The sequence below is a fragment of the Mycobacterium marinum genome, from assembly GCF_003391395.1.
Lineage (GTDB): Bacteria > Actinomycetota > Actinomycetes > Mycobacteriales > Mycobacteriaceae > Mycobacterium > Mycobacterium marinum.
This window is the reverse complement of the sequence record NZ_CP024190.1, coordinates 6,236,375-6,249,797: the sequence shown is the minus strand read 5'-3', so window position 1 is coordinate 6,249,797 and position 13,423 is coordinate 6,236,375. Positions and strand designations below refer to the sequence as shown.

The following is a 13,423-nucleotide window of genomic DNA, read 5'->3' as shown; positions in this document are numbered from 1 at the left end:
CTCGCCACACCGCGAGGGTACGTGGAGGCCGCCGGCTACTCCCCGGTGAACTGGGGAGGCCGCTTGGCGAAGGTCGCCGATATCCCCTCGGTGAGGTCCTTGGACGGCAGAAACGCCGCATTCCAGGCCGCGACGTAGCGCAGGTTTTCCGCGACGGCCGACGCGCGCTGCTGGTCGAGGACGTCTTTGACGCCGTACACCGCCAGCGGGGGATTGGCGGCAATCTCGGTGGCGGTGGCGTGGGCGGCGGCCAAGGTTGCGTCGGCGTCTTCGAACACCTGGTTGACCAGGCCGATCTTCTCGGCCCGAGCGGCGTCGATATCCCGACCGGTCAGCGCCAGCTCCCGCAGATGACCGTCGTTGAGGATCATCGGAAGGCGGGCCAGGCTGCCCATGTCGGCGACGATGGCGAGCTTGACCTCGCGTATCGAGAACTTCGCATCCGCACTCGCGTAGCGCATGTCCACCGCCGAGATCAGGTCGACGCCGCCGCCAATGCACCAGCCGTGCACCGACGCGATGGTCGGGGTCCGGCAATCGGCGACCGCATTGGTCGCCTTCTGCATCCGCAGCACCTCGGCATGAAAGTCGGTGCGGGGACGCGCCAGCGCCCCTTCGGCCATCAGCGGGGCGAAAGTTCCACCCATCGCCGGCACGTCCAGTCCGTAACTGAAGTTCTTGCCCGACCCGGTGATGACGATCGCCCGCACATCACGGTCGGCGTCCAGCGCCGCGAAGACTTCCGGCAGCTCCGACCAGAAAGCGGGTCCCATTGCATTACCCTTGCCCGGCCCGATCAACGTCACCTGTGCGACCTGGTCTTTGATCTCGACGGTGACAGATTCGTATGTTTCGCCCATGTCCAGACCGTAGCGTGGCGGATATGGCCTCTGATTTGCGACCCGGACCAGATTCTCCGCCGACCGACGAGCTGGCCAGCGCCGAACGCGCCCTGGCGGTCTTGCAGCAGGTGCTGCACCCGATCGGAGATGGTGACCTGTTCCGGCCAACGCCGTGCCCCGAGTACGACGTGTCCGGGCTGACTGGGCACTTGCTGAACTCCATCGTGGTGCTCGGCGGTATGGCCGGCGCCGAATTCACGATGCGCGACCACACCTCCTCGGCGGAAGGTCAGGTGGTCAGCGCCGCGCGTCCGGCACTGGATGCCTGGCATCGCCGCGGCATGGAGGGCGACGTGCCGCTGGGCCCCGCCTCGATGCCCGCCAGGGTGGCCGTCTCGGTGTTCTCGATTGAATTCCTGGTGCACGCGTGGGACTACGCGACGGCGGTGGGGCATGACATTCACGTCCCGGACTCGCTGGCCGACTATGTCCTGGGTCTAGCGCAGAATCTGATCCAGCCGCACGAACGCGGTGCCGCCGGCTTCGATGATCCGGTCCAGGTTGGCGACGATGTCAGCGGGCTGCACCGGCTGGTCGCCTTCACCGGCCGCAACCCGATCAGGTAGGCACCCTCGACGCCTCGGCGCGGCCCTACACCCGTTCCAGATAGAAGTAGTAATAGCGGCCGCTATCGAGAACGCCTTTGCCGTTCATGATGCCCATCACCGCGTCGTCGTCGATCCGCTTGAAGTGGTCGTGCACCGGCTGGCCGTCGTAGACCATCGTGGCGGTGGTTTCGCCCCGGAAGTCCTCGAGCCACAGGCTGGCCTCGCCCTTGCCCATTGCCACGTTGGAGAACTTGTTTCCATCGGCGTCCAGGCACACCAGTGGCTGCACATCGGTGGGCGAGGCGAAGGTCTTGCCGAACCAGCGGGCCTTTTCCAACTGTCCGTTCATCTTGTGACCGGTGTCGAACTCACCGCCCTTCCAGTCGCCGATCATGCCGTCGATGGTTGCCGGTTCCAGGGTCGCCCAGAAGTCGTCGAGCTCCGCATCCGGAATCGCACCCATACGGTTCTTCAGCTCGGTGAACGTGTCACGGGCGCTCATCGCGCACCGTCGCGGTGGGTGATCCAGCAGCGGGCGAACCGCAGCAGGGCGTCGTTTTCTTCGGGAGCGGCAATGGTGACTCGCACCCCGTCGGCCCCGTAAGGGCGGACCACGATGTGCGCCTTGGCGGCCTGTGTGACGAAGTCGGTGGTCCGGTCTTCCAGCGGCAGCCACACGAAGTTGGCCTGTGACGGCGGCACGGTGAAGCCGGCGGCACGCAGTTCGGCGCTGACCCTGCCGCGTTCGGCCACCACCGCGTCGGTGCGGGCCAACAGCTCATCGGCGGCCTGCACCGAGGCGATGGCCGCGGCCTGGGCGAGGCTGGACACGGTGAACGGCACGTAGACCTTGTCCAGCGCGGCGATCACGTCGGGCTGCCCCACCGCGTAGCCGACGCGCAGGCCCGCCAGGCCGTACGCCTTGGAGAAGGTTCGCAAGACCACGACGTTGCTGTGAGTGTGGACCAGGTGCGGGCTGTCGGGAACCGTGCCGTCGCGCAGGTACTCGACGTAGGCCTCGTCGATGGCGACCAGGATGTGCGGCGGAACCGAGCGAACGAACTCGGCGAGAGCCTCCGGCTGCACCACCGTCGACGTCGGGTTGTTCGGGTTGCAGACGATGATCAGCCGGGTGCGCTCGGTCACCGCGGCCAGCATCGCCTCGAGGTCGAAGGTGTGGTTGGTCAGCGGCACCTGGATGGCGGTGGCGCCGGCCACCTGCACCTGGGGTGGGTAGAGCTCGAAGCTGCGCCACCCGAAAATCACCTCGTCTCCCACCGAGGCGGTGATCTGCACCAGCTGCTGGCACAGACTCACCGAACCGCACCCGACGGCGATGTGCTCGGGGCCGAAGTCCGCCGCGCTCAGCGAGCTGACGTGGCGGGCCAACGCCGCCTTGACCGCAAGACAGCCGTTGTCGGGGTAGCGGTTGATCGACTGGGTGGCGTGTTCTATGGCCGCGCGCACGCTGGGCAGGGGGCCGAACACCGTCTCATTGCTGGCCAGTTTGATGGCTCCCGGCACTGTTTTGCCGGGAACGTAGACTGGCAACCCGGCCAATACGGGGCGTAGGCGGGCGGTCACTTCGACAGCATATGTTGCGGCTGTGTACGCTAAGCCTCCGGCGGCTCGGGGGGTTCCCAGCGTCGGGTACCCTCAGGAAGTCCAAAGGAGGCGTGCCAGAGCGGCCGAATGGGGCTCACTGCTAATGAGTTGTCCCCCTTCAAGGGGACCGGAGGTTCAAATCCTCTCGCCTCCGCGCGGTTCCTTCGGGGACACAACTGAACATCGGCGCCCGTAGCTCAACGGATAGAGCATCTGACTACGGATCAGAAGGTTAGGGGTTCGAATCCCTTCGGGCGCGCTCTGTGATGTCTAAGGACATCTGAGTTGGCGGGAATCGGCCCGAACCCTCGATGGGGGTTCGGGCTTTTCTGCGTCGGCGCCGCGCCGCTACCCGGGCTGCGGGCTAGGCGCCGATCAGCCCCAGTGCCCGTTCGAACAGGTGCACCGTGGCGGCATGGAGCTGATCGCCCACTTCTTTCTCGGCCTGGCCCGCGCAGGCGCGTGCCAGCGTGCCCTCGATGACGATGCCGAGCTTGAAGCAGGCCAGCACGGTGTACCAGGTGATGTGAGATAGATCTCGCGTGGTGTTGGCCGCATATCGCTGCAGCAGATCGTCGGTACTGGCCAACCCGTCTTGGGCGCCCAGGGCGTGGCCGAACACGCTGGCCCCGTCGGACTGCCGCCACGTGGCCAGCAGCCAGCCCAGATCCAGCAGCGGGTCACCGATGGTGCACATCTCCCAATCGCAGATGGCCACCACCTCCGGTCCGGTGCGGGAGAACATGACATTGGCCATGTGGTAATCGCCATGCAGGATGCCGGGCGTCCACGCCGTCGGGCGATGGCTGTCCAGCCAGGCGGACACTTCCCCGATGCCGGGGATGTCGGGTCCCGGGTAGCCGTCGTACTGCCGATAGGACTCCAGTTCGGCAAGCCAGCGCGGCACCTGGCGTTCCAGAAATCCCGCCGGCTTGCCGAAGTCGGCGAGACCCACGGCGGCATGGTCGACCGCGCCGAGCTTGGCCAGCGCGTCGGCCATCGACAGGCCCATCTGAAACCGGATGCTCGCGTCCCCGGCGTGCAGCGGCGGCAGCCCCTCACCGGCATTGAAGCCTTCGACGGGTTCCATCAGATAGAAGACCGCATCACCGAGCACGGTGGGGTCCGGGCAGGCAGCGATCAAACGTGGGTGTGGAACGTCGGTGCCGGCCAGCGCCGCAAGCACCTTGGTCTCGCGCAGGATCACGCTGTTGCTGCGCGGACGCAGGTGGCGGGGGCCGCGGCGCAGCACGTAGGCGCGTCCGGAGCGGGTGAACCGCAGCATCACGTTCTGTGTTCCACCGGTGACCGCGCAGACGTCGTACAAGGGACCTTCACCCAGTCCCTGCCCGGACATCCATTCCGCGACCGCGTCGGGATCCACCGGGTGCATCGGCGTCAGCCCTTGGCTTGTGGCGTGTATCGAACCGTTTGGGCCCGGATCATGCCGCCGTCGAAGATGAAGGTGTCCACGCCGTCGTCAACCCGGTGGTGCGCGGAATCGGCGGCCCATTCCAGGAACAACAGGTCGCCGTCGAAGACCTGGGATTTCAGGTCCCAGGTGGCCCCGGGCAGGTCGTCGAGCAACTTGACGAACACCTGGCGGATGGCATCCTTGCCGCGCGCGACACTCGCAGCGGTCAGTAGCACGGAGTCGTCGTCGTAGTCGGCGATGATCTCGTCGAGGTCACCGGCGGCGAGCGCGCGGCCGTGGTGGGCGAATACTTCCTGCGGCGTCCGTGTCATGGTGCTCCCTTGCAACCTGTAGACCCTCTGGGAAAAAGCGTAGGACACTCCCGGCGAGCGGCCACGGCCCGCGGCGGCTGCAAGACTGGATGGCAGGAACCCATTTCTGCCTGGGAGGCTGGCAATGCCACGAACCGACAATGATTCCTGGACCATCACCGAGAGCGTGGGAGCCACCGCCTTGGGTGTGGCAGCCGCCCGGGCCGCGGAGACCGAGAGCGAGAACCCCCTCATCGAGGACCCGTTCGCGCGAGTCTTTGTCGACGCCGCCGGCGATGGCATGTGGAGCATATTCGCCAACCCCTCTTTGCTGGCCGGCGCACCAGAAATCGAGTCACAGGTGGGGGCTCGGGTCCGCCAGATGATCGACTTCATGGCGACGCGGACGGCATTCTTCGATGAGTTCTTTCTGGGTGTGGCCGACGCCGGTGTGCGGCAAGTGGTGATCCTGGCGTCCGGTCTGGATTCGCGCGCCTGGCGGTTGCCGTGGCCGGACGGCACCGTCGTATACGAGCTTGATCAGCCCAGGGTGCTCGAATTCAAGTCCGCCACCTTGCGCCAGCACGGTGCCCGGCCGACGGCGCAACTGGTGAACATCCCGATAGATCTGCGCCAGGACTGGCCAGCGGCCTTGTTGGACAGCGGTTTTGACGCCTCGAAGCCGACTGCCTGGTCAGCCGAAGGGCTGGTGCGCTACCTTCCGGCTCAAGCTCAGGATCTGCTGTTCGAGCGCATCGATGCACTCAGCCCCGCCGGAAGCTGGCTGGCAACGAACGTGCCCCAGGAAGGCTTCTTGGATCCCGATCTGGTGCGCCGCCAACACGAGGAAATGCAGCGGATGCGAGCGGCGGCCGGCCGACTGGTGGAGATCCAGATGCCGGCCGTCGAAGACCTTTGGTACGCCGAAGAGCGCACCCCGGTCGCGGATTGGCTGGGTGAGCACGGCTGGCGCGCGTCGGCCACGACCTCGGCCGAATTGCTGACCCGCTACGGGCGTCCGGTGCCCAACGATGCCGAAGGACCGGTCCCGCCCACCCTTTTCGTGTCCGCACATCGGCCCGTGGCCTGATTAGCGCACGCCCGAACGCATTTAATGCGCAATTTATCCAAGAGATGAACGACGCTCACGGGTCCGGCTTAGGTTGGGATGGAAAAGTAGTCGGTCTAGGGATCTCAACGTAATCGGCTGCGCTTCCGGAATGCCCACGATTGCCGACCACGGATGGAGGCAGCGTTGTCTCAGATGCCTCACATCGCGGTGGCCCCAGATCTTGTCGCTTCGGCCGCGAACCAGCTGGAGCGCATCGGCTCGGCGCTCAGCGCAGCAAATCTGACCGCCGCGGCGCCGACAACGACGGTGATGGCCGCCGGCGCTGACGAAGCGTCCACGGCCGTGGCCGCACTCTTCGGCGGGCACGCCCAGGAGTATCAGGCGTTGGTTGCCCGGGCGGAAGCCTTCCATCAGCAGTTTGTCCAGTTGATGACAACGGGTGCCGGGTCGTACGCCGCGGCCGAGGCGGCGAACACCACCCCCCTGCAGGCCGTCGGCCAGGAATTGCTCGCAGCGATCAATGGCCCCACCCAGGCCATCTTCGGGCGTCCGCTGATCGGCGACGGTGCCGCCGGGACGGCGACCGACCCCAACGGTGGCGCGGGAGGGCTGTTGTACGGCAACGGCGGCAATGGTTACTCCGAAACGACGGCCGGGGTAGCGGGGGCGCCGGTGGCGCTGCCGGGTTGATCGGCAACGGCGGAAGCGGCGGGAACGGTGGAATCGGCGCCGCGGGCGGCGCCGGCGGCAGCGGTGGGTGGCTGTGCGGCAACGGCGGTGCTGGCGGGCAAGGCGGTGCTGGCGCGGCCGCGGTGGACGGTCTTGGCGTTGGCAATGGCGGGAGCGGGGGAGTCGGTGGTGCCGCCGGGCTCTTCGGTTCGGGAGGCGCGGGTGGCTCCGGCGGGATCGGTGGGCTGAACGCCGGTGCCCAAGGCGTCGTCGATATCAGCGCCGGCGCCGGTGGCGCCGGTGGCGCCGGTGGCCATGGCGGCCATGGCGGTCTGCTGTACGGCTCGGGAGGTACCGGTGGACAGGGCGGTGGCGGCGGCGACGGGTTCCTCGCCACAAATGCCGACGGCGCCACCGGTGTGGTCGAGTTCATGGGTGGGAGCGCAACGGCCGGTTCCGCCGGCAACGGCGGAGCGGGTGGTGCCGGTGGCATCGGCGGGCTCGCCGGGGCTACCGACAACGGTGATTTCATCATCGCGAGTTCTAGTTCAACAATCACGATCGGTTCCCTATTCGGCACTGGGGGAACCGGTGGTGATGGGGGAATCGGTGGCCACGGCGGGTGGCTATTCGGCAACGCCGGCGCCGGTGGGCCAGGGGGATCCGGCGGTGCTGGAACCTACATCAGCCCAAGCGGCCGCCTCACCGTGGTGGAGTTTGCCGGCGGTGTGGGTGGTGGCGGTGGAGCCGGTGGAGGCGCGGGTGTCTTCGGCAATGGCGGGGCCGGCGGCCTCGGCGGGGCCGGCGGGGTAAGCGGCGACCACTCCGGTGGGAATGGTGGTGACGGCGGCAACGGCGGTGATGCTCAGTTCGCCGGCCACGGCGGAGCCGGGGGCCCAGGGGGTACCGGCGGCGGGGGAACCGCCGATGACGGCGTTGCCGGTTCGAATGGTTCGCCAGGACTGTTTTTCGGCTGAGCTGACCGACAGCGATCCAGGTCTGGGTCGGACCAAATGCCGGCCGGCGCAGACCTTTGGTGAGCCGATAGTGCGCTCCTATCGCTTTCCGGCGGGGCAGCGTATTTGCCAAACTCCAGAATTAGTTCCTATCGCGTGTTTTAGTCTGCGTTAATTACTCAACGAAGAGTGGCGGAGGCCTGCAATGTCATACCTTTTGGTGGCGCCAGAATTGCTGACGTCGGCGGCGACCGATCTGGAAGGAATCGCCTCGGCGCTGAGCACGGCCAACCTGGCCGCGGCGGTCCCGACCACCGGGATGCTGGCCGCTGGAGCCGATGAGGTCTCGGCGGCTGTGGCGTCGCTGTTCGCCGGCTATGGACAGGCCTACCAATCGATTAGCTTGCAGGCGAATGCATTTCAGGCGCAGTTCATCCAGGCGATCAATGGTGCGGGCGGCGCCTACGCGGCCGCGGAGGCGGCCAGCACCTCGCCGTTGCAGGCCTTCGAAGACACGGTGCTGGGTGTGATCAATGCACCGACCCAGACGTTGTTGGGGCGTCCACTGATCGGCGATGGCGCCGCCGGGACCGCGGCGAATCCAAACGGCGGGGCCGGCGGGTTCTTGTACGGCAATGGCGGCAACGGCTTTTCTCAAACCACAGCCGGGGTTGCCGGCGGGGCCGGCGGCGCTGCGGGCCTGATCGGCAACGGTGGGATGGGCGGGGCCGGCGGGGCCGGCGCGGCAGGTGGTGCCGGCGGGACGGGCGGATGGTTGTACGGCTCCGGCGGCTCCGGCGGGAGCGGGGGCATTGGCACGAGCGCGGTGGGCTTCAACGGTGGGGCCGGTGGTTCCGGCGGGGCGGGCGGAGCTGCCGGCTTGTTTGGTGTGGGTGGAGCGGGTGGGGCCGGTGGTACCGGGGGAGCCGCCGGCGGTTATGACAACGGTTCCGGTCTCACCGGTCTGAGCGCCGGAAGCGGTGGGGCCGGCGGTAGTGGCGGCGCCGGCGGCTGGATGAACGGCAACGCCGGGGCTGGCGGGCACGGCGGGGACGGCGGCGACGGCAACGCCGCGAACAACGGTGGGGTGGGCGGCAACGGAGGCGCCGGCGGCGCAGGGGGAGCCTCTCGGCTGTTCGGCGACGGTGGCGCCGGTGGTGCCGGCGGGGCCGGCGGGCTGAACGGTAATTACAACGGTGGTGGCGGCAACGGAGGCGCTGGCGGCAACGGTGGTCACAGCGGATGGATTCTCGGCAACGCCGGAGCCGGCGGGCAGGGTGGTGCCGGCGGGGCCGGGGCCTATGAGGATGAGTCCAACAGCGTGTTAGACGGCTATTTCGGTGGCAACGGCGGAGCCGGTGGCAGCGGTGGTGCTGCCGGGTTGATCGGTACCGGCGGGGCCGGCGCAGCAGGTGGGGCCGGTGGGCTCAGTGTTTACGAAGGTGCCGGCGACGGCGGTGCCGGGGGCAATGGCGGAGCTGGCGGATGGATCTTCGGCGATGCCGGGGCCGGCGGGCAAGGTGGAGTCGGTGGTAACGGGTTCCTGCTGCGGCAAGCCGGCAGCCCGTATACCGGTTACTGGAGTGGCAACGGTGGCGCCGGGGGCAGTGGCGGTGCTGCCGGGTTGTTTGGCGCCGGCGGGGCCGGCGGGGCGGGTGGTGCCGGCGGCCTCTACGGCGACGACTATTCGGGCAACGGGGGTAACGGGGGCAATGGTGGGGCCGGCGGGATGCTGTTCGGTGATGCCGGGGCCGGTGGCCAAGGTGGAGCAGGCGGTGACGATTTCGCCGTTCTCGATTCTTCCGGCAACACGTACGGGTACTACGGCGATAGCGGCGGAACCGGCGGTATGGGCGGCAGCGGTGGCGCGGCCGGGCTGTTCGGTGCCGGTGGGGCCGGCGGATCGGGTGGCGCGGGAGGCGCCCTTGGCTACGGTCCCGGTGTCGGCGGCGCTGGCGGTAATGGTGGCCGTGGTGGCTGGCTGTTCGGCGCCGCGGGTGCCGGCGGCGACGGGGGTGCCGGCGGGGATGGCTACGTCACGTATGACGGCACCTTCTCGCAATACGCCGGGGCGGACTTTGGGGCCGGCGGTGGTGCCGGTGGCAGCGGTGGAGCTGCCGGGCTCTTCGGAGTCGGCGGGACCGGCGGGGCCGGCGGGGCAGGTGGGCTCGGCGGGTACGGCGTCGCCGGCACTGGTGGGGACGGCGGCGCCGGCGGTGCCGGCGGGACGTTGATCGGGACCGGCGGGACCGGCGGGCAAGGTGGTGCCGGCGGAGACGGCGTCAATGACACGGTCACCGGCTTTGTCAACGGTTTCGGCGGTTCTGGTGGTGCGGGCGGTGCCGGTGGTGTCGGCGGCGGATGGTTCGGCGACGGCGGCGCGGGCGGCGCCGGAGGCGCCGGCGGGGACAGCTTCCAAGGCTATTACTCAGGCGGAAACGGCGGCAGCGGCGGCAGCGGCGGGGCCGCCCAATTCATCGGCAACGGCGGTGCCGGTGGGTCCGGGGCCATCGGCGGAGCGGGCTCCCCCACTGGTCCAGGCAACGATGGTGAACAGGGGCTCGAGGGCGCCGCTGGTACCGGCGGGCTGCTCTTCGGAAGCGTGGGCTAGCGCGCAGCGGCGAGCCGACCGGCCCGAGTCGGTACGCTGCCCGCTATGGCTGATCGGCCCGCACGGGTTGACGACGTCCATCGGATCGCCGCGTCGATGCCGCACGTCAAACGCCTGGAAGGGCCCAAAGGCAACCCCATCTATCAGGTGGGCGGCAAATCGTTCGTGTTCTTTCGCACCCCGCAACCGGACGCGGCCGATCCGGACCGCGGGGAGCGCTATACCGACGTGATCATGCTCTGGGTGGAGTCCGAAAGCGACAAATTTGCGCTTATCCAGGATCCTGGGTCGCCATTCTTTTCCACGGCCCATTTCGACGGGCATCTGTCAGTGCTGGTGCGAGCCAGTCGGTTGGCCGAAATCGGCACCACCGAATTAGCCGAACTCATTCAGGACGCCTGGCTGTCGCGCGCCTCCAAGAAGCGGGCCGAGACGTGGCTGGCCGCCCAAAGCGCCCAGAAAACCTAGCCGCCGGTACGCCTTGGGGTAGGGCTGAATGCGGCCGGAATTCGTGTCCCAAAAGTGTTTAGACACGAGTACAACGGGTATGTACGCAACTGCGGGAATTTTTCTCGAACACAATGGAGGTCACCATGCGTGGGCGCGGAGTTGTCGGGGCGATTGTGCTCGTATGGTTGCTCATTGGAGTATTCGCAACATGGCAGCGAGGCTACTTCAAGGGTCAGCAAACAAGCTGTGCCTCAGTGGGAACCGTTGCAGTCACGGTGCTCGCTGGGCCACTCAATTACTTCGGCGTCAACCCGAAAGTAAGGGACTGCCATTTGCCGCAACCTAGCGCAATGGAATCAATCGATCACGCACTCGCAATGTAAAGGAAGTCGTCATGATCGTCGTCGGTGCCATCCTGCTCATCCTGGGGTTTGTGTTCGGTATCCATTTGCTGACCACCCTTGGTGTCATCCTGTTGGTGATCGGTGCGGTGCTGTGGGTCATGGGCTCGGTGGGTCGCCCGGTGGCCGGCCGGCGGTATTGGTACTGACCGCTGGAGTTCCACACCCGCCTCTCACAGCCTGCACATAGCAACGGCATAGCTTCGGCCTAGCCCGGAGCGGATACTGGAAACCGTGACCGCCCCCCGAAGTTCGGCTGAGCGCGTTGTGATGTGCCGCGCCGATGGTCAACCGGTAAGCGTGTTGGTCGTCGATGACGAACCCGTTCTGGCCGAGATGGTGTCAATGGCACTGCGTTACGAGGGCTGGAACATCGCCACCGCCTCTGATGGAGCGTCTGCGATCGCGTCCGCCCGCGCCGAGCGCCCTGACGTCGTCGTACTCGACGTGATGCTGCCCGACATGAGCGGGCTGGAAGTCCTGCATCGCTTGCGTAAGGAGAACCCAGCGCTGCCGGTGCTGCTGTTGACGGCCAAGGATGCGGTGGAGGATCGCATCGCCGGGTTGACCGCTGGCGGAGACGATTACGTGACCAAGCCGTTCAGCATCGAGGAGGTCGTGCTGCGGCTGCGGGCGCTGCTGCGACGCACCGGTGTGACCACCGTGGACAGCGGGGCTCAGCTGGTCGTGGGGGACCTGGTGCTCGATGAGGACAGTCATGAAGTGACACGCGCCGGCGAGCTGATTTCGTTGACATCAACCGAATTCGAATTGCTACGGTTCATGATGCGTAACTCCAAGCGGGTACTGAGTAAGGCGCAGATTCTGGACCGGGTATGGAGTTATGACTTCGGCGGCCGGTCCAACATCGTCGAGCTCTACATCTCCTACCTGCGCAAGAAGATCGACAACGGTCGCGAACCCATGATTCACACGCTGCGCGGCGCAGGTTATGTCCTCAAACCGGCTCGTTAGGAGACCGGGCGCCTGGTCGCTTCGGCTGCGCCTGCTGGTCGGGCAGATCCTCGTCCTAGCCGTTGTTTGTGTGGGAATCACCGCCGCAACCGAACTGGCGCTGCATCACCACCTGGTCGCACAGCTCGACGGGCAACTGGGCGGAACGTCGCATCGATCGGCGTTGATGTACCCCGAGTCGTCCCATCGATTCTGGCGGCACCAGCACCGATACTGGCGCCCCGGCCCCGGGCCGCGGTTTCTGGATGCCCCGGGCCAGCCGGCCGGCATGGTTGGCGCCGTGGTCAGGGACGGCAAGGCGATCGTTGCGGGGTATCTGACCAATAGTGGGGACCGTGCCGAAATCAGCCCGACGGCGCAGGCCCAGCTGGCGGCCGTTGCCGGCAGCCAAGATCCGGTGACACTGAACCTCGATGGGTTGGGCCGCTACCGGGTGGTGTCCGCCCTGAGCCGCCGCGGTGACGAACTCATCGTCACCGGCCTTTCGATGTCGGATGTGGACGCGACCATGATCCGAATGCTGATCATTTTCGGCATCGTCACCATCGTCGCATTGGTCGCGGCCACCACCGCCGGCGCGATTATCATTCGGCGGGCACTGGCCCCGTTGCGCCGGGTGGCCCAAACCGCAACGGAAGTCGTCGATTTGCCGTTGGATCGCGGCGAAGTCGAATTGCCGGTGCGGGTATCGGAGACCGACGCCAACCCCGACACCGAGGTGGGTCAGCTTGGGTCGGCGCTCAACCGGATGCTCGATCACATTGCCGCCGCACTGTCGACCCGGCAGGCAAGCGAGACGCGGGTTCGTCAATTCGTCGCCGACGCCAGTCATGAGCTGCGCACCCCGCTGGCCGCGATTCGCGGGTACACCGAGCTGGCGCAACGAATGGGTGATGACCGTGCCGCGGTCGCCCATGCGATGAGCCGGGTGGGGTCCGAGACGGAGCGGATCACCAGTCTGGTCGAGGACCTGTTGCTGCTGGCCCGGTTGGACTCCGGCCGTCCGCTGGAACGCGAGCCGGTCGATATGTCCCGGCTGGCGGTCGATGCCGTCAGCGATGCGCATATCGCCGGACCGGATCACCAGTGGGAGCTTGACCTGCCCGCAGAACCGGTAGTCGTCACCGGCGATGCCGCACGGCTACACCAAGTCGTCGCCAACCTGCTGGCCAATGCTCGTATCCACACCGGCCCCGGCGCCGTCGTCACCACCCGGCTCAGTAGTGGGCCGACGCATGTGGTGCTGGAGGTGATCGACAACGGTCCGGGCATTCCCGAGGCGATGCAGTCGGAGATATTCGAGCGGTTCGCCCGCGGTGATACCTCCCGCTCCCGCAAGGGCGGCAGCACCGGCCTGGGCCTGGCGATCGTGGCGGCCGTGGTGAAGGCGCACAACGGCACCATCACCGTCAACAGCTCGCCCGGACGCACCGAGTTTGCGGTGCGGCTGCCACTTGACGCGTGGCAACGATCCGGCGTGCCGCCCGGCTGAGTTGCCGACCGCAGTAG

The 13,423-nt window shown here is 67.3% G+C and carries 13 protein-coding genes, 2 tRNA genes and 1 pseudogene; 11 read left to right on the top strand and 5 right to left on the bottom strand.

The features are described 5' to 3' along the window. Positions 1 to 35: 35 nt before the first annotated feature. Positions 36 to 860, bottom strand: a complete 825-nt coding sequence (locus CCUG20998_RS26610; protein ID WP_012396834.1) for a crotonase/enoyl-CoA hydratase family protein — start codon at positions 858 to 860, stop codon at positions 36 to 38. Positions 861 to 883: 23 nt separating this feature from the next. On the opposite strand from CCUG20998_RS26610, the gene CCUG20998_RS26605 reads away from it, so the two are divergent. Then, on the top strand, positions 884 to 1,468 hold the full coding sequence (locus CCUG20998_RS26605; RefSeq protein WP_012396833.1) for a TIGR03086 family metal-binding protein: 585 nt from the start codon (positions 884 to 886) through the stop codon (positions 1,466 to 1,468). A gap of 25 nt (positions 1,469 to 1,493) precedes the next feature. On the opposite strand, the gene CCUG20998_RS26600 is transcribed toward CCUG20998_RS26605, so the two are convergent. Next, complete coding sequence (locus tag CCUG20998_RS26600; protein WP_020731037.1) at positions 1,494 to 1,952, bottom strand: DUF4334 domain-containing protein; 459 nt, start codon at positions 1,950 to 1,952, stop codon at positions 1,494 to 1,496. Beyond that, positions 1,949 to 3,034 carry a pyridoxal phosphate-dependent aminotransferase gene (locus CCUG20998_RS26595; RefSeq protein WP_036456785.1) on the bottom strand — a complete coding sequence of 362 codons (1,086 nt, stop codon included), beginning with the start codon at positions 3,032 to 3,034 and terminating at the stop codon, positions 1,949 to 1,951. Before CCUG20998_RS26595 ends, CCUG20998_RS26600 begins: the two co-directional genes overlap by 4 nt. Positions 3,035 to 3,120: 86 nt before the next feature. Between CCUG20998_RS26595 and CCUG20998_RS26590 the strand changes: the two genes are divergently transcribed. Together CCUG20998_RS26590 and CCUG20998_RS26585 are read left to right on the top strand one after the other, a co-directional pair. Next, positions 3,121 to 3,209, top strand: a tRNA-Ser gene (locus CCUG20998_RS26590). A 32-nt stretch (positions 3,210 to 3,241) separates the two neighbouring features. Continuing rightward, positions 3,242 to 3,314, top strand: a tRNA-Arg gene (locus tag CCUG20998_RS26585). A 105-nt stretch (positions 3,315 to 3,419) separates the two neighbouring features. Here CCUG20998_RS26585 and CCUG20998_RS26580 read toward each other — a convergent pair. Then, on the bottom strand, positions 3,420 to 4,448 hold the full coding sequence (locus tag CCUG20998_RS26580) for a phosphotransferase family protein (RefSeq protein WP_036456784.1): 1,029 nt from the start codon (positions 4,446 to 4,448) through the stop codon (positions 3,420 to 3,422). Positions 4,449 to 4,453: 5 nt separating this feature from the next. Then, positions 4,454 to 4,801 carry a nuclear transport factor 2 family protein gene (locus tag CCUG20998_RS26575; RefSeq protein ID WP_020731034.1) on the bottom strand — a complete coding sequence of 116 codons (348 nt, stop codon included), beginning with the start codon at positions 4,799 to 4,801 and terminating at the stop codon, positions 4,454 to 4,456. A gap of 124 nt (positions 4,802 to 4,925) precedes the next feature. On the opposite strand from CCUG20998_RS26575, the gene CCUG20998_RS26570 reads away from it, so the two are divergent. From CCUG20998_RS26570 to CCUG20998_RS26540, 8 genes and pseudogenes are all read left to right on the top strand, one after another. After that, positions 4,926 to 5,870, top strand: coding sequence for a class I SAM-dependent methyltransferase (locus tag CCUG20998_RS26570; RefSeq protein ID WP_020731033.1), 945 nt, complete (start codon positions 4,926 to 4,928; stop codon positions 5,868 to 5,870). A gap of 174 nt (positions 5,871 to 6,044) precedes the next feature. After that, positions 6,045 to 6,898, top strand: a pseudogene (locus tag CCUG20998_RS29130) (PE family protein); the annotation flags it as partial. Positions 6,899 to 7,682: 784 nt separating this feature from the next. Continuing rightward, entirely contained in the window at positions 7,683 to 10,088 is a 2,406-nt protein-coding gene (locus CCUG20998_RS26560) for a PE family protein (RefSeq protein WP_020731030.1), read from the top strand. A gap of 45 nt (positions 10,089 to 10,133) precedes the next feature. After that, entirely contained in the window at positions 10,134 to 10,556 is a 423-nt protein-coding gene (locus CCUG20998_RS26555) for an MmcQ/YjbR family DNA-binding protein (RefSeq protein WP_020731029.1), read from the top strand. 113 nt (positions 10,557 to 10,669) lie between these two features. Then, the gene (locus CCUG20998_RS28820; RefSeq protein ID WP_081435809.1) at positions 10,670 to 10,921 is read left to right on the top strand and encodes a hypothetical protein; all 252 of its coding nucleotides are present in this window, start codon (positions 10,670 to 10,672) and stop codon (positions 10,919 to 10,921) included. Between the two features lie 11 nt (positions 10,922 to 10,932). Further along, a complete protein-coding gene (locus CCUG20998_RS28040) occupies positions 10,933 to 11,088 on the top strand; it encodes a DUF6131 family protein (protein ID WP_012396823.1) in 156 nt (51 codons plus the stop codon). Between the two features lie 121 nt (positions 11,089 to 11,209). Next, the gene (locus CCUG20998_RS26545) at positions 11,210 to 11,914 is read left to right on the top strand and encodes a response regulator transcription factor (protein WP_036456783.1); all 705 of its coding nucleotides are present in this window, start codon (positions 11,210 to 11,212) and stop codon (positions 11,912 to 11,914) included. Next, positions 11,892 to 13,406, top strand: coding sequence for a sensor histidine kinase (locus tag CCUG20998_RS26540; RefSeq protein WP_036456781.1), 1,515 nt, complete (start codon positions 11,892 to 11,894; stop codon positions 13,404 to 13,406). Before CCUG20998_RS26545 ends, CCUG20998_RS26540 begins: the two co-directional genes overlap by 23 nt. The last annotated feature ends 17 nt before the right edge of the window (positions 13,407 to 13,423 follow it).